This is a genomic window from Burkholderia sp. Ax-1724, assembly GCF_011752995.1.
Taxonomy (GTDB): domain Bacteria; phylum Pseudomonadota; class Gammaproteobacteria; order Burkholderiales; family Burkholderiaceae; genus Paraburkholderia.
This window is the reverse complement of the sequence record NZ_VWWL01000013.1, coordinates 79,489-100,118: the sequence shown is the minus strand read 5'-3', so window position 1 is coordinate 100,118 and position 20,630 is coordinate 79,489. Positions and strand designations below refer to the sequence as shown.

The following is a 20,630-nucleotide window of genomic DNA, read 5'->3' as shown; positions in this document are numbered from 1 at the left end:
CGAGAGGTTCGTGCACGGCAAGCCGTGCTTGCAAGGTAGGCCGTTACAGCGCGACGAGACGCGTTGCGGATAGTTCGAACCGCGACATCGACGCTTCGTGCGTTCCGTTCATGCAGCGCCAGAGATAGAACAGTTCGATAAAGCCGGCGATGTTATGCGTGTCGTGCACGTCATCGTCGTCTGCCGGGAACGTGCCGTCATCGTGAAAGCCTGCTAGCCCGTCATTCTGCGCAGGCCGCGTTTTGCGTTGCTGCCCGATACCGCTTCCCGTTTCAAGGTGCCAATCCATCGTTCTTCCTGGTGGAGAAGGGAGAAGGGCGGTGCGCGAGCGCCGCCGGCCTCTGTTTGTCAGATGGCGCGCGTTTCGCCGCCGTCGATATCGAGAATGGAGCCCTGCGCGAACGATGCCGCCGCCGATGCCATGAATGCCACCGCCTGGCCTATTTCGTCCGGAGAGCCGAAGCGGTTGATGCCGCATTCCTTGAGCAACCGGTCCGTGGCGACATCGGGGGGCACGCCGGCGTTCTGGGCAATGCGCTGGATGTTGCGTTCAAGGCGGTCGGTTCTGATACGCCCGGGATTGACTGCGCACACGCGGACGCCATCGCGTTTGCCGATATCGGCCATCGCTTTCGTGAAGTTGATCAGCCCGGCATTGACGACGCCGCCAATCGTGAACTCGCCGATTCCGGTCCATGCGCCGACGCCGACGATGTTGACGACCGTGCCCTGCGTCTGCGCGAGATGCGGCCATGCCGCGCGCGTCATGCGCACGTAGCCGTGCAGCTTGAGCGCGAGACCATCCTGCCAGTCGTCGTCGGTCAATTCGAAGAAGTCGCCGCGCTGGGTCGCGCCCGCGTTGTTCACGAGCAGATCGAGACGCCCGAACCGGGCGAGCGTTTGCTCGACCACGGCGGACGCGGCCGTGCGCTCGCGCAGGTCGCAAGCGACGGTCAGCACGTCGACGCCGCTGTGTTCGCGCAAGGCGGCGGCGGTCGCGTCGAGCTTCGCGGCATCGCGTGCGACCAGCGCGAGCTGCATGCCTTCCTGTGCGAGCTGGCGCGCGACGCCGGCACCGATGCCGCGGTTCGCACCGGTGACGATCGCGACCTTGTCCTTCAGATTCAATTCCATGCTGTCTCCTGGGGGACGTGCTTTGTTTTTTTCAACCGCGACCGCGATTCATTCGATCTGCACCATCACGCGCGCGTCGACGATCTTGACCGGAAACGCCCGCAGATCTTCGGTCAACGGCGCGCACATCGCCTTGCCCGTGCGCACGTCGAAGCGTCCCTGATGCAAGGGGCACTCGATTTCGCCGTCTTCGAGAAAACCGTCGCACAGCCGGGCATGTCCGTGTGTGCAGATGTTGTCGGTCGCGTACACCTCACCGTCGATCGAATACAGTGCGATTTCGCGCCCGCCCGCCTTGACGGCGACGACGTCGTCGGCGCGCAGATCGGCTTGCGCCGCTACGTCGATCCAGCCTTCTGTCATGGAAATGTTCTCCTGATTGAACCTGTGTTGAACCTGTGTGTTGGGATGGGTGATGTCACGCCGGTTGCGTGGCGATTGGGGGTTGCGTGAAGAAAGCGTCGGCGTAGATGCGCGAAGGATCGAGCCCTCTCGCGACGAGCGCCGCCGTCACGGCGTCGACCATCGGCGGCGAACCGCACACATAGCCGCGAAAATCGGGCAGATCATCAGCGCCTGGCCAGTCGGCGGCGATCGCGTCGGGAACGAGTCCCGCGCGATGCCCTTCCTGCGCGGGACCGCTCGCGACGACGATTTGCACGAGCAGATTCGGATAGCGTCGTTGCAGATCGGCAAGCGTTTGTGCGCCATACAGGTCTTCTTCGGAACGCACGCCGAAGTACAGATGGACCGGCCGGCGATTGCCGGCTTCGAGCGAAGCACGCGTGATCGACAGCACGGGCGCGAGCCCCGTGCCGCCGCCGACGCAGATGATCGGGCCGTCGTGAGTGCGGCGCAGATAGGAGGTGCCGAGCGGGCCGCCGATCCGCGCGGTATCGCCGGGCCGCAGCACGTTAGCGACATGCCGGCTGACGGTGCCGCCCGGGACGATGCGAATGTGGAATTCGAGCAGATTGTCGCCTTCGACGGAAGCCATCGAATAGGGCCGTTCGAGTCCGGGCCCGAACTGCAGCGTCGCGAATTGACCCGGCGAAAACGATAGCGGGCGGTTCGTGCGAAAACGCACGATGCGCACGTCATGCACGGGCGCCTCGATGGACTCGACCGTGCCCTTCAGAATGCGCGCGGGATGCACGACGATCTCGTCGGGCTCGGGGATGGCGATGGTGCAATCGCCCGTAAGCGAGGCCTGGCACGCGAGCACGGTTTGCGAGGGCGAGTCGATGCGCTCGCTTCCGACTTGCAGCGACCCGTCGATCAGCGTGCACCGGCAGGTGCCGCAGCGGCCCGCGGAGCAGCTATAGGAAATCGGTACGCTCGCCTGCCGCAAGGTGTCGAGCAGATTGTCGCCGGATGCGAAGCCGATCGACTGTCCGGTGGGTTGCACGTGCAACTGCATGAATGTCTCCGCCTCTAGATCTGTTTTTGGCGATCTTAAGCGGGAGACTGTCAGGCAGGAACTACGTGCCCGGAATGGACGATATTCGCACGCTGAATATGTGCGTGACCCGGTGCACCGGCCCGTATCACGGCAGCGGCACGGTCTGCTCGGTCGGCACGTGCGGCGCGCCTTCGCTGAACGTGTCGAACATCATCGAGCGCAGCCACTGATTGGCGGGGTCGCGATGATATTTGGCGGACCAGAATACGTTGAGCGGGATCGCTTCGAGCTTGATGGGCATCGGCGCCCACGCGAGATCGAACGGCACGATGCTGCGGTTCACGAGGCGCCCCGGCAGTGTCGCGATCAGATCCGTCTCGCTGAGAATATGGCCCACTGCCGCGAAGTGCGGAATCCGCAGCTTCACGTTGCGGCGCACGCCGAGGCGCTCCAGATCGTGTTCGATCATCATGTGCCCCGTATGCGCGGCCAGCACCACGAGGTGATCGGCCTGCCCGAACTCTTCGAGCGTCACGCCGCCCTTGTCGAGCGGATGGCCCTTGCGGAACGCGCAAACGTACTGACTCGACGTGAGGCGGCGCTGAAACATGCCGGTGTTGAGGTGGGGCAGCCAGCCGATGGCGAGATCGACGGCGCCCGTTTCGAGCTCGTCCTTCAGATTGGACTCGTCCTTGCGGACCGTGCTGATGGATACGTTCGGCGCGAAGCGTTCGAGCGCGCGCATCAGGTTCGCGAGGAAGTCGATTTCGCCGATATCCGTCATCGCAATGGTAAAGCTGCGATCGCTCGTCGCCGGATCGAAATCCATCTCCAGGTTGACGACGCCCTGAATCAGCCGCAACGCTTCGTTGAGCGGGCCGGCCAGCCGCTCGGCGTAGGGCGTGGGCTGCATGCCGCGGCCCGTGCGCAGCAGCAGATCGTCGCCGAGCAGCGCGCGCAGCCGGTTCAGCGCATTGCTCATGCCGGGCTGCGACATGCCGAGATTCTCCGCTGCCTTCGAGACGCTCTTTTCCCGCACGAGTTCGGCAAGTACCAGCAGCAGGTTCAGATCCAGATTGCGTAATTCCATCAGTCTCGCCCCCGATATTGCTGGCGATTATATCGTGCATTCGCGGGCCTTTATTGGTCGGCGGCGAGCTCTCGCCGATCATGTTTCCAGCAACAACGACAGGAGACAACGCATGAGCATGGAATCCGTTCCGATTTCGTTCGTTCATAAATGGAAGGACGAAGGATCGAGCCGCATCCCGTTCTGGGTCTATACCGATGAGTCGGTTTATCGCCGCGAACTCGAGCGAATCTTCTACGGCAAGCACTGGAACTACGTCGGCCTCGAAGCCGAATTGCCGAACCACGGTGATTTCAAGCGCACCTGGGTCGGCGAGCGCTCCGTCATTCTGGCGCGCAACGAAGACGGTTCCGTCAGCGCGGTGGAGAACATCTGCGCGCATCGCGGCGCGGCATTCTGCCGTGAACGCACCGGCAACCGCAAAGAGTTCCTGTGCCCGTATCACCAGTGGACGTACGACCTCAAAGGCAATCTGACGGGCGTGCCGTTTCGACGCGGACTCAAGAAGGACGGCGAAATACGCGGCGGCATGCCGGCCGATTTCAAACCGGCCAATCACGGCTTGAACAAGCTCAAGGTCGCGGTACGTCACGGCGTGATATTCGCGTCGTTCGATCACGACGTGGAGCCGCTCGAAGACTATCTCGGTCCGCAGATCCTGCCTTACTTCGACCGCACGTTCGACGGCCGCAAGCTGAAGATTCACGGTCACGCGCGCCAGCGCATTCCCGGCAACTGGAAGCTGATGCAGGAGAACATCAAGGACCCGTATCACGTCGGTCTCCTGCATACCTGGTTTCTGATGTTCGGCCTGATTCGCGGCGATCAGAAGTCGCGCATCGTGACGGATGCACATGGCCGGCACGGCGCGATGGAGTCGACCCGCGAGGCGACGGGCAAGGGCGATGTCAGCGAAGGCCTGCACAGCTTCAAGGACGACATGCACCTGAACGACGAACGCATTATCGACATCGCGCAGGAAGACTGGTGGAACGGCCCCACGGTCGTGATGCTGACGCTCTTTCCCAATCTGATCGTGCAGCAGCAGTCGAACAGCATGTCGATGCGGCAGATCATTCCGCGCGGCACGGGGGCGTTCGATTTCGTCTGGACGCACTTCGGCTTCGAAGACGACGACGCCGAGATGGAGACGCGCCGGATGCGCCAGGCCAACATGTTCGGCCCGGCGGGCTACGTCTCCGCGGACGACGGCGAAGTGCTCGAGTTCTGCCAGGAATCGTACGACAGCGGCGATAGCGGGCGCGTGACGATTGCGGAGCAGGGCGGACGCGACTGGAGCGAATCGACCCACACGATTACCGAGAACGTGCTGCGTGGCATGTACGCGTACTGGCGCAAGTTGATGGAGATCTGACCCATGCAGCACACCAATCCGCAAATGGACCTGCTCGACGTGATGGCGTTGCACAGCGAATACAGCGCGTGCGTCGATGCGGGCGAGTTCGATCGTTGGCCTGATTTCTTCGTCGACGACTGCGACTATCGCATTCAGGCGCGCGAGAACTTCGACGCGAAGCTGCCGCTTTGCATCATGTGGCTCGAAGGCAAGGGCATGCTGCGCGATCGCGTCTACGGGGTGCGTGAAACGCTTTATCACGATCCCTACTATCAGCGGCACATCGTCTCGGCGCCGCGCATTCTCTCCGCCGACGCCAACGAGATTCACGCCGAGGCGAACTATCTCGTGCTACGTACGAAGCGCGACACGTTTTCCGAACTCTTCAACGTGGGCCGCTACATCGACACGCTCGCGCGCACGCCGGACGGCCTGAAGTTCAGGACGCGCGCCTGCGTATTCGACAGCGAGTGGATTCGCAACTCGATCATCTACCCGATCTGAGCCGGCAGGCTCCGAAGGAAACGTCACGATGAAATACGTCAAGCTGGGCAACAGCGGCCTCGCCGTTTCCCGCATCGCGCTGGGCATGATGTCTTATGGAACGCCGCAATGGCGGCCGTGGATACTCGACGAAGCCGCATCGCGTCCGATCGTGCAACGCGCGGTCGAACTCGGGATCAACTACTTCGATACCGCCGACATGTATTCGGCGGGACAGTCCGAAGTACTGACGGGCCAATTCGTGCGCGAATTCTGTCGCCGCGACGAAGCGGTGATCGCGACGAAGGTGTTCTATCCCGTCGAGATGGCGTTCAAGGGCGGTGCCGTGGGCGGGACGAAACCGCCGAAGCAACCCAACTCGGACGGCCTGTCGCGCAAGCGCATCCTGCATGCTGTCGACCAGAGCCTCGCAAGGCTCGGGACCGACTATATCGACCTGTACCAGATCCATCGCTTCGACTACGAGACGCCGCTCGAGGAGACCATGGAAGCGCTTCACGACATCGTGAAGGCCGGCAAGGTGCGCTACCTGGGTGCAAGCAGCATGGCGGCATGGCAGTTCGCCAAGGCTCAGCAGATCGCACGCGAGAACGGCTGGACGCCGTTCGTCAGCATGCAGAACCACTACAACCTCGCGTATCGCGAGGAAGAGCGCGAAATGATTCCGCTGTGCCGCGATCAGGGTGTCGCGGTGATTCCGTGGAGTCCGCTCGCGCGCGGATTTCTTTCCGGCCGCCGCAAGACGGACGCGGCGGTACAGGATTCGACGCAAGACTCGACGCAAGACGCGGCGACCCTGCGGGCAAGAACCGACGACGTCGCGCAGAAGTACTACTGCCGGGACAGCGATGCGCGTGTGCTGACCCGACTGGGCGAGCTTGCCGCGCGCCGAAACCTCAGTCACGCGACGCTCGCGTACGCCTGGCTTTTGCACAGGAACGTGACGGCACCCGTGATCGGCGCAACGCAGCAAGCTCATGTGGAGGACGCCGTCGCGGCAATCGACGTGAATCTGTCCGCCGACGAGATCGCGGAACTCGAAGCGCCTTACGAGCCGCATCCTGTGATCGGTCATAGCTGACGGCTTGACCGCAACGGCACCGCATACCACGTACCACGCACCGCGGGAAAAGAAACGATCCCGTCGATGCTTCGCGTGGTGCCGCTTGCGCCGCAGCCCGCCTACGTGGGCGACATAAAAAGAATCAAGGAGACAATCGATGCAACACCCCGCAGGGTCACCCGGGCAACGCCCGTCCGGTGTCACGCCGGGCGGCGCGGCGCCGCAAGCCTGGTATCGCTCGCTCAATCGTCAGCAGTGGAATGCGCTATGCGCGTCGAACCTCGGCTGGCTGTTCGATGGCTACGAAACCTACACATTGATCCTGACGGTCGGCATCGCGCTGCGCCAGTTGCTCGAGCCGGCGATGCAGGCGCAGATTCCCTTCTATGCGGGCCTCGTGATCGCGCTGACGCTGCTCGGCTGGGGCGTGGGCGGTCTGATCGGCGGCGTGCTGACCGATTACATCGGCCGCAAGCGGATGATGATGCTGGCGATTCTCGCCTATTCGCTGACCACGGGCCTGAGCGCATTCGCGTGGAACTGGGAGTCGTTCGTGGTGCTGCGCCTGATCGTCGGTCTTGCGATGGGTTCGGAGTGGGCCACGGGCACGGCGATGACGGCCGAACTCTGGCCGGACCGCCATCGCGGCAAGGGAGCGGGGCTCATGCAATGCGGGCTCGGCATGGGCTTTTTCGTCGCGTCGCTGGTGTGGCTCTTCATGAGTCAGGCGGGCGAGCTTGCGTGGCGCTATATGTACCTGCTCGGCGTGCTGCCCGGCCTTGTCACCTTGTGGATGCGCTCGAATATTCCGGAGTCCGAGCAGTGGGAGCGCGTCAACGACGATCGCAAGAGAATCCGTGGACTCAAGCGTCAAGGCGGCGCGGTATCGAGCCACGAACAGGCGTTGAGCCGCTTTACGCTCGTCGATCTGTTCTCCGAACCGACCTTGCGGCGCCGTACTTTGATCGCGGTATTCATGTCGCTGACGACGACGCTCGGCTGGTGGGGCATTTCCACCTGGGTGCCGCCTTATATCGGTTCGGTGGCTGCGCACGCGGGATTGTCCGCGGCGCGCTGGGCGAGTTTTGCGGGCATGGCATACAACGTCGGCGCGATTGCGGGCTATATCGGGCTCGGTTTTCTCGCCGATGCCTATGGCCGCAAGCGCGTGACGTTCCTGTTCTTCGGCATGGCGCTCGTCATGACGCCCGTGCTGTTCATGTGGACGCACGACATCGGAATGCTGCTGCTGGTCTCGGCCGTGACGGGCTTCTTCAGCCTCGGTCAGTACACGTGGATGCCGACCTGGTTGCCGGAGCTCTATCCGACACGCATCCGCGGCACGGCGATCGCGTTCTGCTTCAACGTGCCGCGTTTGCTCGCATGGTCGGGCCCGCTCGTCGCGGGCACGCTGATCGCGCGCTTCGGCGGCTACGGCCACGCCGCCGTGACGGTGGGCTTCATCTATCTCGTGGGGTTGTCGCTCACGCCGTTCCTGCCGGAAACCGTCGGCAAACCGTTGCCCGAGGACGTGTAACGCGCCGTCGCTCCGCACCGGTCACAGGGATGCAAGCCGGTGCTTCAGACAATAGAAGAGGAGACCTTGGACAATGAGAAAACGAACTCTGGCGCTGCTTGCGTCGAGCATGCTGGCAACCGGCGCCTATGCGCAAAGCAGTGTCACGCTTTACGGCAGCATCGATGAAGGCATCACTTACAACACCAACAACATGGGGCACGGCACCGCGACGCTTGGCCCGGTTGCCGTGCCCGATTTCTTCGGACTGCGTGGCGTGGAAGATCTGGGCGGCGACCTGAAGGCGCTATTCGCCTTGCAAAACGGCTTCAAGTCGAATACGGGCCAAGGGACGATTGCGGGTCAGGCGTTCAGCCACTTTTCATGGGTCGGACTATCCAGTTCCCGTTTCGGTACGCTGACGCTGGGCCGTCAACTGGATCTCGCCGCGGACGCGTTGCGCGTCAACTCGAATGGCAGCCTGCAATACACGTTTTATCTGTTTCATCCGGCTAATCTCGACAATCTGGGAATCGTCGGCGATTCGATCAACAATTCCGTGAAGTACACGACGCCGTCGTTCGATGGATTCACTGCTAGCACGCTGTACGGTTTCGCCGATTCCACCACGCAACCGGGCCGGGTGGTAAGCGCGGATATCGTCTATGCCCAGGGGCCGTTGCGTGCGTCGGCCGTCTACAGTAGCTGGCGCAATCACGCGATTGCGCTGGTATCGGGGCTCGGCCTGACGTCGTTTCTTGGGCAGCCGCTGGCGGGGGGGCAGACCTTCGTCGCGCGAAAGCAGGATATCTTCGGCTTGTCGGCGTTCTACAAGGCCACACCCAGATTCGACCTGCACGGCGTGTTGACACAGGTGAATCTTTCGACGGACACCCAATCGGCTCGCATGAGAACCGCGGAACTCGGTGCGGACTATCACGCGACGGCGGCCAATACCGTGACGGTCGGCGGTTACCTTTCGTGGCTCTCGGGCACGCGCTATGCCGAACTGGGTATCGGCAACGTCTATGCCCTTTCCAAAAGGACCGTCGTGTATGCACAGGTGACCTATCAGCATGCCGATGGCGTCGGCAATGCGGCGATGCCATTGCTTGCGCCGTCGGATAGCCCGAATCAGACCGCGTTTCGTATCGGCGTGCATCACTTCTTTTAACGGCTATGCATCGGGCGAATACAAGGGATTTCCCCAGGCCGGGACGGCGGTGGAAGCCGCCGATGCGACGCATCGGATACCTGATCGATTTTGTCCGATCATTTCAACGAAATCTTTTTGCAAGGGATCGGACGCCGAGCCTTCATATCCCGATGCTCTAATCTATTCGCCGCGTAGTCCCCGCATCCCGATGACATGCGCACACCGGTGTACGCCGGTGCGAATCTGATCGTTGCCCGCGCAGGCTTCGTGGTCATCCCCAATCAATACGAATTCAGCGAGGAGCACGACATGCAATGGCGCCATCTAGCACTTGGTTTACTCTCCGTCTCGGCATTCGCATCGACCGTTGCATGGGGCGATAACGACGATCATGGCCGGAACGACCGGCATGACGAGATTCGCACGGCTACCCCGATCAAGCATCTGGTCGTGATCTACGGCGAGAACGTATCGTTCGACCATTACTTCGCGACTTACCCGCAGGCGGCCAACCTGCCGGGCGAGCCGGCATTTCACGCGCAGGCCGGCACGCCGCAGGTGAACGGTCTGTCCGGCGCCTTGCTGACCAACAACCCGAACGCCACGAATCCGGGTAACGGCACGGCGGCATTCAATCCGTTCCGTCTCGACCGCACGCAGGCGGCCACGGCCGACCAGAACCACGCCTATACGGCCGAGCAGCAGGCCTACGACAACGGCGCGGCCGATCTCTTCCCGGAATACACGGGCAATGGCACGACCGGCGGGATCGGCGCATTCGGCACGAAGGGCCAGGTGATGGGCTACTTCGACGGCAACACGGTGACCGCGTTGTGGAATTACGCGCAACGCTTCGCGATGAGCGACAACGCCTACACGTCGACCTACGGCCCTTCGACACCGGGTGCGCTCGAAGTGGTCGCGGGGCAGACCAATGGCATGAAGATCGTGGCGACGACGAAGCAGCCCTCGGTCGCGGGCTCGTACTACGTCAATGACGGCCAGAACGGCTTCACGATGATCAACGACGTCGACCCGGGCTACGACACCTGTTCGAGCAAGACCGATTCCGCCATGATGACCGGCAAGAATATCGGCGACCTGCTGAACACGCGCAACATCACCTGGGGCGGCTTCATGGGCGGCTTCAACCTTTCCACGGTGAACAGCAACGGCACGACCGGGTGCCTGCGCAGCACGATGTCGCCGGTCGTCGGCGCGGCGACGGCCGACTATATTCCGCACCACAACTGGTTCCAGTACTTCGCGTCGACGTCGAATCCGCAGCACCTGCGCCCGAGTTCGATGGCGGCGATCGGTCACAGCACGGAGAAGGACGGCCGCACGCCGGACCCCGCCAATCACCAGTACGATACCGACGACTTCTTCAACTCGGTGAGCGCGGGTAATTTCCCGGCGGTCAGCTTCCTCAAGGCCCCGGCCTACCAGGACGCTCACGCCGGCTATTCGGACCCGCTCGACGAGCAGGCTTTCGTCACGAAGGTCGTCAACTTCCTGCAGCAGCAGAAGGACTGGGACGATACGGCCGTGATCGTGGCGTGGGACGACTCGGACGGCTGGTACGACCATGCCTATACGTTGCCGACGAGCGCGTCGTTCGATTCGGTCGCCGATCAGCTGAATGGCTCGGGAATCTGCGGCACGGGTTCGGCGCGCAACGGTGTGAACAACAAGCCCGTGAACGGCCGCTGTGGTCCGGGCACGCGCATTCCGTTCGTCGTGATCTCGCCGTGGGCGAAGCAGAACTTCGTCGACCATACGCAGATCGACCAGACGTCGGTGGTCCGCTTCATCGAAGACAACTGGCTTGACGGTCAACGTCTCGGCGGCGGCTCGTTCGATGCGAGCGCGGGCAGCATCATGGGCATGTTCGACTTCGATCGCCGCGGCGAGGGCCGCTACAAGCACCCGCTCTTCCTCGATCCGCAGACGGGCCTCGTCGTCGACAAGGCACCCAAAATCTGACGCTGTGCAGGCTGCCCTGATACCGATATGACGGTATCGGGCAGCCGTGCAGGACGATCGGACTTCGGCCGGTCGCGCTCGACGCAGGTCCGCGACCGGCATGACGAGCGCTTGCCGTTCCCCACTTCGAGCCAGTCTGTTCGCTGGCTCGATTTTCTATTTGTCGACGCCAGAATCCTCACCATGAGTCTTCGTTCGAACTCCGTATCGGTGTCCAATCTGCAGGCAAACCAACAACCGGGCCCGGCGGATGTGCCGCGGACCGTACGTCGCTTTCTACTATCAATGGCCGTCCTTGTCGTGCCGGGTGTGTTCGCGGCAGCCGCCCATGCGGTCTCGAATCCCGGGCCGATGCCTGCAAGCGCCGGCGAAGCCGTGGCCAATTTCACGGGGGACAATCCTCACCCCGTGCATCTGGTGCGTCCGGCCGAGGCGCCGCTGAGCGCGGTCGCGATGCTCGGCAGGCAACTCTTTAACGACCCATCGCTTTCCGCATCGGGGAAACAGTCGTGTGCCTCGTGTCATAGCGCGCAGCATGCGTATGGGCCGCCGAACGGCCTGTCGGCGCAGATCGGCGGCCCGCATATGAATCTGGCCGGCTACCGTCCGCCGCCCTCGTTGGCCTATCTCTACCGGCAGGCGCCGTTCAGCATCGGGCCCGATCAGGCGGACGTGGATACGGCGGTCAACTTGAACGATGCGGCCAGCGCCGCACAGGGCGTGCAGCGCGCCACGAAAACGGCGGGCGTCGCGCCCGCCGCGCCGGCGATAGTGCCGCAAGGGGGCCTGTTCTGGGACGGCCGCGCGGACTCGCTGCAGCAGCAGGCAGACGGGCCGATGCTGAATCCCGTTGAAATGGCTAACAGCAGTACTGACCAGATCGTGGCCAAGCTGGAACATTCGAAATACGCGAGCACGCTCAGGCAGCTATTTGGCGCCAACCTCTTCAGCAACCACGAACTCGCGCTTTCCGAAGCGATGTTCGCCATCGCCCGTTACGAGTTCGAGGACGCGTCCTTTCATGAATTCACGAGCAAGTACGATTACTGGCTCGAAGGCAAGGCTCGCCTCAGTCAGGCCGAGTTGCGCGGGCTGAAGCTTTTCAACGATCCCGACAAGGCGAACTGCGCGGGCTGCCATCTGAGCCAGCCGACCAAGGACGGATTGCCGCCGCTCTTTACCGACACGCAATACGAAGCGCTCGGCGTGCCGCGCAACCGGGCACTGCCCGCCAACAGGAATCCGAAGTTTTACGACCTCGGGGTCTGCGGCCCGTTTCGTACCGATATCGCGCAGCAGACGCAGTATTGCGCGATGTTCCTCACGCCGACGCTGCGCAACGTCGCGACGCGCCATGTGTTCTTCCATAACGGCGTCTATCACGACCTCAGACAGGTGATGGATTTCTATAACCTGCGCAATACGAATCCGGCCAGAATTTACCCGAAGAATGCCGCGGGCAAGGTCGAGAAATACGACGACATTCCGCTGAAGTACCAGGCCAACGTCGACGTGACGGACGCGCCGTTCGACCGCAAGATGGGCGACAAACCGGCGATGACGGACCAGGATATCCGCGACATCATCGCTTTCATGAAGACGCTGACCGACGGGTATAAGCCGTCGGGCAACTAGCGCGAGGTGCGTGTGCGACGCCGCGCCAGCACACTCAGCGATTCGTCCAGGGCCTGCGCGTCGATGCCGCGTGTGATGAAGACGATGCGCGTGCGCCGGTCCGCTCCCGGCCACGCCGGCAGCAGTTGCGGCGGCTGGAACAGGTGCTGCACACCGTGGATCACCATCGGTTGTTCGGGGTGTTCGGCAAGATGCACGATGCCTTTGACGCGCAGCAGGTCCGTGCCGCGCAGGGCGATCACGGTATCGAGCCAGTGGGCGAGGCCCTCGCGTGACAGTGGCTCGTCGCGCACGATGACGAACGAGCGAATGTCGTCGCGGTGCGTGGGTGGCGCGTCGGATGCCGTATGCGCCGGGCGGGCGGCCAACCGGTAAAGCGGTGCCTGTTCCGCGGGGATGGCCCTGGAATCGGAACAAGAATCGGAACAAGAAGCGGCGCGCATCAGCCCGCGCAGCGCGTGCGGCTGCGTGACCGGATCGGCGTGGCACGCAGCCTGCGGGTTCAGCGCCGCGAGGCGTTCCAGCAGGGCGGCGGGCGGTACGCCATTCAGCAGGTCGAGCTTGGTGAGAAACAGCGCATCGGCCACCGCCACTTGCCGCGCGGCCTCGGGCTCGCGTTCGAGCGTCCCCGAGCCGAGTATCGCGTCGACCGTGCAGGCCACACCGGCCAGCGCAAAACGCTCGCGCACCGCCGCGTCGCCCATGAGCGTGCGCAGGATGGGCCCGGGGTCGGCCAGGCCGCTCGTCTCGATCAGCACCTGGCGCAGCGCCGGCTCGTTGCGCGTGCTGAGGCGCACGAGTGCGTCGACCAGATCGCCGCGCACCGCGCAGCACAGGCAGCCGTTCGCCAGCAGCACGGTATCTTCGGTCGTACTGGCGATCAGGTCGTGGTCGATGCCGACCTCGCCGAACTCGTTGACGATGACGGCCGTGCCGTGCAGGTCCGGCAGGGCCAGCAGGCGGTTGAGCAGGGTGGTTTTGCCGCTGCCGAGAAAGCCGGTGAGGACCGTCACCGGAATCCGTTCGCCCGCGGCCGGCGAGGTGGCCAGCAAAGCCGAAAAATGTCCGCCCGGCAGGCTCATGGCGAAATCTCCTCTAGCGCACGGTTGCTGGTTTCGATCATGTATTTGGAGGTCAGCAGTCCCACCACGGTCGCCGCCGCGAACATCAGGAACACCACGCCGATGCCTTGCGCCGATAGCACCACGCCCACCACGACCGGCGCCACCGCCGAAGCCACGCGCAGCCAGGAGGTGGCCAGGCCGGTTCCGATGGCGCGCATCCGGGTCGGATAGATCTCGGGCGTGTAGAGGTAGAGCAGCACGGTCGTGGTGCCCATCACCGCATAGGCCGACGAGGCCAGGATCGCCACCGACCACGGGCTTCTCGCGCCGAGCGCCGCCAGCAGGGCGAGCAGCGCGCCGCTGACGAGGAAGCAGGCGCCGGTCCAGCGGCGGCGGCCCACGCGGTCCACCAGCAGCGCGCAGACCAGCACCGCGCAGGTGCTCAGCACGTTGGTGATGGAGGCCATGCGCAGCGACTGCTGCAGCGGCAGGTGATACACGGTCCGGTACAGCGTCGGGAGCCAGTTGTTGATGCCGTTGGCGACGAAGTACGACGAGGCCCACAGTACCCACACCACCAGCGTGCGAGGTAAGTACACCGGCGAGAACATTTCTTTCCACGATCCCTTTTGCGGCGTGCTCGACTGTTGCACGTCGATCAGCGCTTGCAGGCGCGCCTCGATCTCGGCGTGATCGCGCTGCGGGTCGAGGCTGCGGCGCGGCGTGCTGGATTCCAGCCCCGCGATCACGGCGTCGGCTTGCTCGAAGCGGCCTCGCGCCGCCAGCCAGCGCGGCGATTCCGGCAACCGGACCATGAACAGCAGGATCAGCAGCCCGGGAATGCCACCCACGAGGAACATATAGCGCCAGCCGAAGGTCGGCACCACGAATGAACCGACCTGGGCCGCCGCGAGCAGGCCCAGCGGGAAGATCAGTTCATACAGGATAAAGAAGCGCCCGCGCCCCTTGGCCTGCGACAGCTCGTTGATATAGGCCGCGGCGATCGGCACCTCGCCGCCCACGCCGATGCCCTGCAGGAAGCGCAGCGCGAACAGCATCGGGAAGTTGCCGGCGAAGGCGCAGGCGATGCTCATCGCCGACATCAGCGCCACGGCGATGGAAATGCCGGGCACGCGTCCGGCCCGCTCGGCGAGCCAGCCGAAGAACAGCGCGCCGATCACCTGGCCCGCGTAGCCCGCCGCGATCAGGAAGCCCACCTGCGCATGGTTCAGATGCCATAAGCTCACCAGCACCGGCAGCACGAAAGCCAGTGAGAGCGCGTCGAAGGCGTCGAAGAAGGTGGCGCTGCCCATGACAATGCGCGCCCTCGTGTGCCAGCGGCAGAATGGCACATTCTCGATGCGAAACAGCAACCGGGCTGTTCGCTGCGCGTCGGTCAGGCCCGACACCGCGGCGATCGCGTCCGCTTTCATGAAGTTGTCTCCTTGGCGAGGCGCGTGCCCCGCGCTTTTTTGTGTGCTTCGGCGAGGTCAGCCGGCCATGCCCGATCCGTGCAGCTCGGCGAACGAGTGCAGGGTGCGTTCGAGCCGCGGGATCAGCCAGTCGGCGACGGGGGGCGGAACGCGTGCTTCCTGTACGTCTTCGAGCAACTGACGTAACGGTTGCGTACCGACATCCGTGGCACCCGTGGCACCCGTGGCATGCGCGCTGCTCTGGCGAGCGCGGAACCAGGCCGCGACTTCGGCCTCGGCGCAGCGCTCGCCGCCGTCCTGCAGGTAGTCCACGATGTCGAGTTCGAAGTCTTCCAGCCGCAGGCTCACGCCGCCGGCGCCGCACGCGCAGGCCGCGCCGAGAGCGACATGGCGCAAGGCCAGGGCGCTCCACAGGTCGAGCAGACGGCCGGCGCGCGCGGACAGGTCATCGGTCACGGCGGCACTCACTGTCCGGCCCACGGAAGGTCGGTCGAGCCGTTGACGCCGTGGCCGGTGCCGCTGCGCAGCGCGCTCGTGGCCTCGTGATCGACGCCGCCGTTGGAGTCCAGCGCGACCTTGTAGACTTCGCGTGCCACCCGCGCGCTGACGTAGCCTTCGCGCACGTCCTCGGCCACCTTGTCCACCTCGCGTTCCAGCGGGTCGCCGAAGCCGCCGCCGCCGCCCGACAGCATCTTGTACGCGTCGCCGCGTTCCAGCCGCACGTTGAAGATCTTGGCGTTCGCGTGGTCGGTATTCCACTCGCCCTTGTGGCGCACCGCGAGGCCGTTGCCCATCGCGTCGCCGCCGCCTTCGAGCCCCCACGGCTTGCAGTGCACGCGATCGATCCGCGTCGTGACGGTGAACGGCGAGAGCGCCTGCACGACCATCTCCGCACCCAGTCCGCCGCGATGCTTGCCGGCGCCCGCCGAGTCCTGGCGGATCTCGTACTTTTCGACCAGCACCGGGTACTTGGCTTCGAGCTGCTCGGTAGGACTGTTGTGGGTATCGCCGTCGTTGATGCAGACCGTCACCGAGACGCCGTCCTCTTTGCTCTTGGCGCCCCAGCCGCCGCCGAGCGGACCGATGCCGACGATGAAGAGCCGCCCGTCTTCCGGCGAGATGCCGTGGATGTTCGGGAACACCAGGTCCGCGTGGTGGCCGGCAATCGAGCGGTCCGGAATCGCGGGCGCCAGCGCCTTGAAGATGGTGTCGATCACCGTCATCGGGAACGTCATCCATACGCGCATCGGGTAGGGCCGCTCGGCGCTGATGACCGTGCCCATCGGCATGATGACCTTGAGCGGCCGGAAGCTGCCGTCGTTGACCGGGTAATCGGTCGGCGTGGTCAGGCACTTGTAGGCCACCTGGGCGCAGGCGATGCCGGTGGTAAAGCCCGAGTTGTAGAAGCCGCGCACCTGTTTGGAGACGTCCGACAGGTCCACCGTCATCTCGTCGCCGCTGACCACGACCTTTACGCGGATCGGGATGCGCTTGCCGATTTCGAGCCCGTCGTCGTCCATGAACGATTCGGCCTCGTACACGCCATCGGGAATCGACAGCGTGTTCTTGCGCGCGACGGCCTCGCTCGAATCCATGATCTGCCGGATCGAGCTGTTCACCGCGTCGGCGCCGTAGCGTTGCAGCAGTTCCACGTAGCGGCGCTCGCCCGTGGTGATCGCGGTGATCTGCGCGCGCAGGTCGCCGAGCGCGCGCTCGGCGAGACGCACGTTCATCGCGATGATGTCCACGAGATCCTGGTTGACCACGCCGTCGCGCTGATACTTCATGATGGGGATCTGGATCCCCTCGCTGAAGATGTCGGTGGTGACGTTGCCGAGCGTGCCACCCACGTCGAGCCAGTGCGCCATGCAGCAGGTGAAGCCTTCGAGCTGGCCCTCGTGGAACACCGGCATCGTGAACGTGAAGTGGTTCAGATGGCTGCCCGTCGTATAGGCGTCGTTGGTGACGAGGATGTCGCCCGGCTTGATGTTCTCGTAGCCGAAGTGCCGGATCTTGGCTTTCACGGTCTCGGACATGCCGCGAATGAACATCGGCAGCCCGAGACCGATCGAGACCGTGTCGCCTTCCTTCGTGAACAGCCCCACCGTGAAATCGAGCGCTTCGTAAATGATCAGGTTGTAGGCGGTGCGGGTCAGGTTGGTCTTCATCTCCTCGGTGACCGCATAAAGGCCGTTGCGAATGATCTCGACGGTGACCGGATCGACGGTTTTCGATTCGTTGGGGGTACTCATGTTCTGTCGCTCCCGATGGCGATTTGCAGGTTGCCGAGTTCGTCCACGCGCAGCGAGTCGCCGGGCTGTACGACGGTGGTGGAGGCGTGCTCCTCGATCAATGCCGGGCCCGCGATCTCGTTGCCTGACAGCAGGCGGTCGCGGATATAGACCGGCGTGCTGGCCCAGCCCGTGGAGCGGAAATACACCGGCTTGACCGCGCGCACCGCGAGCGCGTCCGGCGTTGCCGTGCCTTGTTCGACGCTGTGCTTCGGCGGTTTTTTCATGGTGCCGAGCACCGTCACGCGCAGGCTCACGAGGTCGGCGGGCTCCTTCGGTGCCGAGGTGCCGTAGCGCACCTTGTGCAGTTCGTCGAACTGCCGCTTGATTGCCGCGCGGTCTCTGGATTCGAAGAAGGCCATCGGCAGATCCACCGTCACCGCATGCTCCTGGCCCACGTAACGCATGTCGGCCGCGCGCTCGATGACGATGCCGTCGGCCTGCACGCCGGACTGCGCCAGCGCGGCGCGGCCTTCGTCTTCCATGCTCCGGTAGGCCGCTTCGATTTCATCGAACGAGACGTCGTTGAGCTTGCGGAACACCGAGCGGACGTAGTCGTAGCGAAGATCGGAGAACAGCATGCCGTAGGCGGAGAAGTAACCGGGCGCGTATGGAATCAGCACGCGGCGAATCCCGATCTCGCGTGCGATGGCCGAGGCATGCAGCGGACCCGCGCCGCCGTACACCACCATCGTGAAGCTGCCGGCGTCGAGGCCGCGCTCGGTGGTCACGGCCTTCACCGCATGCGACATCTGCGTCACCGCGATGCGCAGAATGCCGTCGGCCGCCTCGGTCGGTTCGAGCCCCAGCGGGCCGGCGACGCGCCCGGCCATCTGGCGCGTGCAGGCTGCGAGGTCCAGCTTGAGTTCGCCGCCGAGAAAGTGCTCGGCATCGAGCCGGCCCAGCAGCAGGTTGGCATCGGTCACGGTCGGTTCCTCGCCGCCCCGGCCATAGGCCACCGGTCCAGGCATGGAGCCCGCGCTTTGCGGGCCCACGCGCAGCGCATGGCCGGTTTCCACACGGGCGATGGAACCGCCGCCGGTGCCGACTTCGTGGATATCCATCATCGGAATCTGGATCGGCAGGGCGCGCTCGTAGCCGCCGATCAGCGCCGAGCCGGTCGTCAGCGGCCGCCCCTCGCTGATCACGCCGGCCTTGGCCGTGGTGCCGCCCATGTCGAAGGCGATCGCGTCGCCCATGCCGAGTTGCGCGCACAGCGCCTGAGCGCCGATCACGCCCGCGGCCGGCCCGGATTCGAGCATGCGTACGCAGCCGACCTTGGCATGCTCGACCGGGAACAGGCCGCCGGTGGACTGCACGATATAGAAGTCGCCGTCGAAGCCCTTGCCGGACAGATGATTCTCCAGTTCTCCCAGGTAGGCCGAGACGCGCGGACCGACATAGGCATTGGCGACCGCAGTCGACACGCGCTCGAACTCGCGGTATTCCTGACTCAGCTCATGCGAGGCGCAGACGAACGCCCCCGGCATTTCTTCCTGCAGGATCTGCTTGACCCGCTGTTCGTGCGCCGGGTTGCGATACGAGTGCAGAAGCAGCACCGCGACGGCTTCCACGTTCTGTCCGCGCAATTCGCGCGCGAGTTCGCGCACGGCGGCTTCGTCGAGCGGCTTGTGCAGGCTGCCGTCCGCGCGCAGGCGCTCGGCCACCTCGTAGCGCAGCGAGCGGCGCACGAGCGGCTGGTGCTTGTTGAAGAACAGGTTATAGGCGTCGGGCCGGTTGACACGGCCGATTTCGTAGATGTCGCGGAAGCCTTCCGTAATCAGCAGCGCCGTGTTGGCGCCGTTGCGCTCCAGCAGCGTGTTGATTGCGATCGTGGAGCCGTGCAGAAACAGGTGGCCGTCGCGCCAGTCGATATTCGCGCTGTCGATGGTGGCCTGGATGCCCTTGACGAGTTCGCCGTGAGTCGAGAGCGCCTTGCCGAACAGCAGCTTGCCGGTGGTTTCGTCGAAGGCGGCCATGTCGGTGAAGGTGCCGCCGATGTCGACGGCGATGCGCAGCTTGCCGCCTGCGGCGCTCGCCGCATCGGATGTCTTTGCCATGATGTTGACCAGGTTGGAGATGAGGCGCGTCAGTTCGCAACGGCGACGCGGTTACGCAGGATGCCGAGGCCGGTGATCTCGACTTCGACGGTGTCGCCGTCCTTCATGTACGCAGGGGGCTCGCGGCGATCGCCCACGCCGCCGGGCGTGCCGGTCGCGATCACGTCGCCGGGCGAAAGCGGCGTGAAGGTCGAGATGTATTCGACGAGAACCGGGATGTCGAAGATCAGGTCGCCGACGCTGGCGTGCTGCATCACGTTGCCGTTGACGCGGGTTTCGAGCGTCAGCGCGGCGACGTCGGGCACTTCGTCGGCCGTCACGAGGTGGGGGCCGAATGCGCCGGTGCCGGGGAAGTTCTTGCCGGGCGTGAACTGATGCGTGTGGCGCTGCCAGTCGCGCACCGACACGTCGTTGAAGCACGCATAGCCGGCGATATGGTCGAACGCTTGCGCCTTGGGAATGTAGCGGCCGCCCTTGCCGATCACGAAGGCCAGTTCGCCTTCCCAGTCGAAGCGCTCCGAGAACGATGGGCGGAGCACGGCGTCGTCGTGGGCGACCAGCGTGTCCGTGAAGCGCAGGAACAGCGAGGGGTGCTCGCTGTCGGCGCGTTTGGTCTCGGCCACGTGGGACTTGTAGTTCAGGCCCACGCAGATCACCTTGCCGGGGTTGGGGATCACCGGCAGCGGCTGCGTGGCGCTGGCGGCCACGCGGCGGCCCTGGCCGGTGGCGCATTGCTGGAGTGCTTGCAGTGCATCGTCGCGAAGCACGGCGCGCAGGTCGGTGTGCCGGTCGAGGAAGGATTGGGGCGGGACGAGGTAGTCGTTGCCCTCTACGCATCCATAGGTGGCACGGCCGTCGAGCAGGAAGCTGGCGAGTTTCAAGGTTGTCTCCTTCGTAGTGTTGGAAGCACTATAAAAATCCGCCCGTCTTCCGCCTAGA

The 20,630-nt window shown here is 64.3% G+C and carries 18 protein-coding genes; 7 read left to right on the top strand and 11 right to left on the bottom strand.

Annotated elements, in window-relative coordinates:
- Positions 1-43: 43 nt before the first annotated feature.
- The 5 genes from F3J19_RS17085 to F3J19_RS17065 all read right to left on the bottom strand — a co-directional run bounded on the left by F3J19_RS17085 (position 44) and on the right by F3J19_RS17065 (position 3,626).
- Positions 44-289, bottom strand: a complete 246-nt coding sequence (locus F3J19_RS17085; RefSeq protein WP_167043396.1) for a hypothetical protein — start codon at positions 287-289, stop codon at positions 44-46.
- Positions 290-348: 59 nt separating this feature from the next.
- Entirely contained in the window at positions 349-1,134 is a 786-nt protein-coding gene (locus F3J19_RS17080) for an SDR family oxidoreductase (protein ID WP_167043394.1), read from the bottom strand.
- Between the two features lie 48 nt (positions 1,135-1,182).
- A complete protein-coding gene (locus tag F3J19_RS17075; RefSeq protein ID WP_167043392.1) occupies positions 1,183-1,497 on the bottom strand; it encodes a non-heme iron oxygenase ferredoxin subunit in 315 nt (104 codons plus the stop codon).
- Between the two features lie 55 nt (positions 1,498-1,552).
- Complete coding sequence (locus F3J19_RS17070) at positions 1,553-2,554, bottom strand: 2Fe-2S iron-sulfur cluster-binding protein (protein ID WP_167043390.1); 1,002 nt, start codon at positions 2,552-2,554, stop codon at positions 1,553-1,555.
- Between the two features lie 127 nt (positions 2,555-2,681).
- On the bottom strand, positions 2,682-3,626 hold the full coding sequence (locus F3J19_RS17065; protein WP_167043388.1) for a LysR family transcriptional regulator: 945 nt from the start codon (positions 3,624-3,626) through the stop codon (positions 2,682-2,684).
- Between the two features lie 118 nt (positions 3,627-3,744).
- Here F3J19_RS17065 and F3J19_RS17060 point away from each other — a divergent pair, with 118 nt between their 5' ends.
- The 7 genes from F3J19_RS17060 (at position 3,745) to F3J19_RS17030 (ending at position 12,843) form a co-directional block, all read left to right on the top strand.
- Positions 3,745-5,001: an SRPBCC family protein gene (locus F3J19_RS17060; protein ID WP_167043579.1), complete on the top strand. Its 1,257-nt coding sequence runs from the start codon at positions 3,745-3,747 to the stop codon at positions 4,999-5,001.
- A gap of 3 nt (positions 5,002-5,004) precedes the next feature.
- Entirely contained in the window at positions 5,005-5,487 is a 483-nt protein-coding gene (locus F3J19_RS17055) for an aromatic-ring-hydroxylating dioxygenase subunit beta (RefSeq protein WP_240159017.1), read from the top strand.
- A gap of 28 nt (positions 5,488-5,515) precedes the next feature.
- Positions 5,516-6,568, top strand: a complete 1,053-nt coding sequence (locus tag F3J19_RS17050; RefSeq protein WP_167043386.1) for an aldo/keto reductase — start codon at positions 5,516-5,518, stop codon at positions 6,566-6,568.
- Between the two features lie 139 nt (positions 6,569-6,707).
- A complete protein-coding gene (locus F3J19_RS17045; RefSeq protein ID WP_167043384.1) occupies positions 6,708-8,087 on the top strand; it encodes an MFS transporter in 1,380 nt (459 codons plus the stop codon).
- 73 nt (positions 8,088-8,160) lie between these two features.
- Positions 8,161-9,240, top strand: a complete 1,080-nt coding sequence (locus F3J19_RS17040; RefSeq protein ID WP_167043382.1) for a porin — start codon at positions 8,161-8,163, stop codon at positions 9,238-9,240.
- 291 nt (positions 9,241-9,531) lie between these two features.
- Positions 9,532-11,208 (top strand): alkaline phosphatase family protein, encoded by a 1,677-nt coding sequence (locus tag F3J19_RS17035; RefSeq protein WP_167043575.1) that lies wholly within the window; start codon positions 9,532-9,534, stop codon positions 11,206-11,208.
- 285 nt (positions 11,209-11,493) lie between these two features.
- Positions 11,494-12,843, top strand: a complete 1,350-nt coding sequence (locus F3J19_RS17030; RefSeq protein WP_240159016.1) for a cytochrome c peroxidase — start codon at positions 11,494-11,496, stop codon at positions 12,841-12,843.
- Here F3J19_RS17030 and F3J19_RS17025 read toward each other — a convergent pair.
- Genes F3J19_RS17025 through F3J19_RS17000 form a run of 6 tightly spaced genes read right to left on the bottom strand, consistent with a single transcriptional unit; the run spans position 12,840 to position 20,572 of the window.
- The gene (locus F3J19_RS17025) at positions 12,840-13,925 is read right to left on the bottom strand and encodes a GTP-binding protein (protein WP_167043378.1); all 1,086 of its coding nucleotides are present in this window, start codon (positions 13,923-13,925) and stop codon (positions 12,840-12,842) included. The two genes, F3J19_RS17030 and F3J19_RS17025, sit on opposite strands and share 4 nt — an antisense overlap.
- A complete protein-coding gene (locus F3J19_RS17020; protein WP_167043376.1) occupies positions 13,922-15,340 on the bottom strand; it encodes an MFS transporter in 1,419 nt (472 codons plus the stop codon). Before F3J19_RS17020 ends, F3J19_RS17025 begins: the two co-directional genes overlap by 4 nt.
- Positions 15,341-15,397: 57 nt before the next feature.
- Positions 15,398-15,796: a hypothetical protein gene (locus F3J19_RS17015; RefSeq protein ID WP_167043374.1), complete on the bottom strand. Its 399-nt coding sequence runs from the start codon at positions 15,794-15,796 to the stop codon at positions 15,398-15,400.
- Positions 15,797-15,804: 8 nt separating this feature from the next.
- A complete protein-coding gene (locus tag F3J19_RS17010; protein ID WP_167043372.1) occupies positions 15,805-17,592 on the bottom strand; it encodes a hydantoinase B/oxoprolinase family protein in 1,788 nt (595 codons plus the stop codon).
- Positions 17,589-19,691: a hydantoinase/oxoprolinase family protein gene (locus F3J19_RS17005; protein ID WP_167043370.1), complete on the bottom strand. Its 2,103-nt coding sequence runs from the start codon at positions 19,689-19,691 to the stop codon at positions 17,589-17,591. Before F3J19_RS17005 ends, F3J19_RS17010 begins: the two co-directional genes overlap by 4 nt.
- Before the next feature lie 29 nt (positions 19,692-19,720).
- Complete coding sequence (locus F3J19_RS17000) at positions 19,721-20,572, bottom strand: fumarylacetoacetate hydrolase family protein (RefSeq protein WP_167043368.1); 852 nt, start codon at positions 20,570-20,572, stop codon at positions 19,721-19,723.
- Positions 20,573-20,630: the final 58 nt, after the last annotated feature.

What these genes read in the sequence shown, in the direction of transcription:
- F3J19_RS17060 (WP_167043579.1), top strand. Translation starts at nt 3,745, where the DNA reads ATGGAATCCGTTCCGATTTCGTTCGTTCATAAATGGAAGGACGAAGGA.
- F3J19_RS17035 (WP_167043575.1), top strand. Translation starts at nt 9,532, where the DNA reads ATGCAATGGCGCCATCTAGCACTTGGTTTACTCTCCGTCTCGGCATTC.
- F3J19_RS17065 (WP_167043388.1), bottom strand. Translation starts at nt 3,626, where the DNA reads ATGGAATTACGCAATCTGGATCTGAACCTGCTGCTGGTACTTGCCGAA.
- F3J19_RS17025 (WP_167043378.1), bottom strand. Translation starts at nt 13,925, where the DNA reads ATGAGCCTGCCGGGCGGACATTTTTCGGCTTTGCTGGCCACCTCGCCG.
- F3J19_RS17080 (WP_167043394.1), bottom strand. Translation starts at nt 1,134, where the DNA reads ATGGAATTGAATCTGAAGGACAAGGTCGCGATCGTCACCGGTGCGAAC.
- F3J19_RS17045 (WP_167043384.1), top strand. Translation starts at nt 6,708, where the DNA reads ATGCAACACCCCGCAGGGTCACCCGGGCAACGCCCGTCCGGTGTCACG.
- F3J19_RS17010 (WP_167043372.1), bottom strand. Translation starts at nt 17,592, where the DNA reads ATGAGTACCCCCAACGAATCGAAAACCGTCGATCCGGTCACCGTCGAG.
- F3J19_RS17055 (WP_240159017.1), top strand. Translation starts at nt 5,005, where the DNA reads ATGCAGCACACCAATCCGCAAATGGACCTGCTCGACGTGATGGCGTTG.
- F3J19_RS17075 (WP_167043392.1), bottom strand. Translation starts at nt 1,497, where the DNA reads ATGACAGAAGGCTGGATCGACGTAGCGGCGCAAGCCGATCTGCGCGCC.
- F3J19_RS17070 (WP_167043390.1), bottom strand. Translation starts at nt 2,554, where the DNA reads ATGCAGTTGCACGTGCAACCCACCGGACAGTCGATCGGCTTCGCATCC.
- F3J19_RS17020 (WP_167043376.1), bottom strand. Translation starts at nt 15,340, where the DNA reads ATGAAAGCGGACGCGATCGCCGCGGTGTCGGGCCTGACCGACGCGCAG.
- F3J19_RS17050 (WP_167043386.1), top strand. Translation starts at nt 5,516, where the DNA reads ATGAAATACGTCAAGCTGGGCAACAGCGGCCTCGCCGTTTCCCGCATC.
- F3J19_RS17030 (WP_240159016.1), top strand. Translation starts at nt 11,494, where the DNA reads ATGGCCGTCCTTGTCGTGCCGGGTGTGTTCGCGGCAGCCGCCCATGCG.
- F3J19_RS17040 (WP_167043382.1), top strand. Translation starts at nt 8,161, where the DNA reads ATGAGAAAACGAACTCTGGCGCTGCTTGCGTCGAGCATGCTGGCAACC.
- F3J19_RS17005 (WP_167043370.1), bottom strand. Translation starts at nt 19,691, where the DNA reads ATGGCAAAGACATCCGATGCGGCGAGCGCCGCAGGCGGCAAGCTGCGC.
- F3J19_RS17085 (WP_167043396.1), bottom strand. Translation starts at nt 289, where the DNA reads ATGGATTGGCACCTTGAAACGGGAAGCGGTATCGGGCAGCAACGCAAA.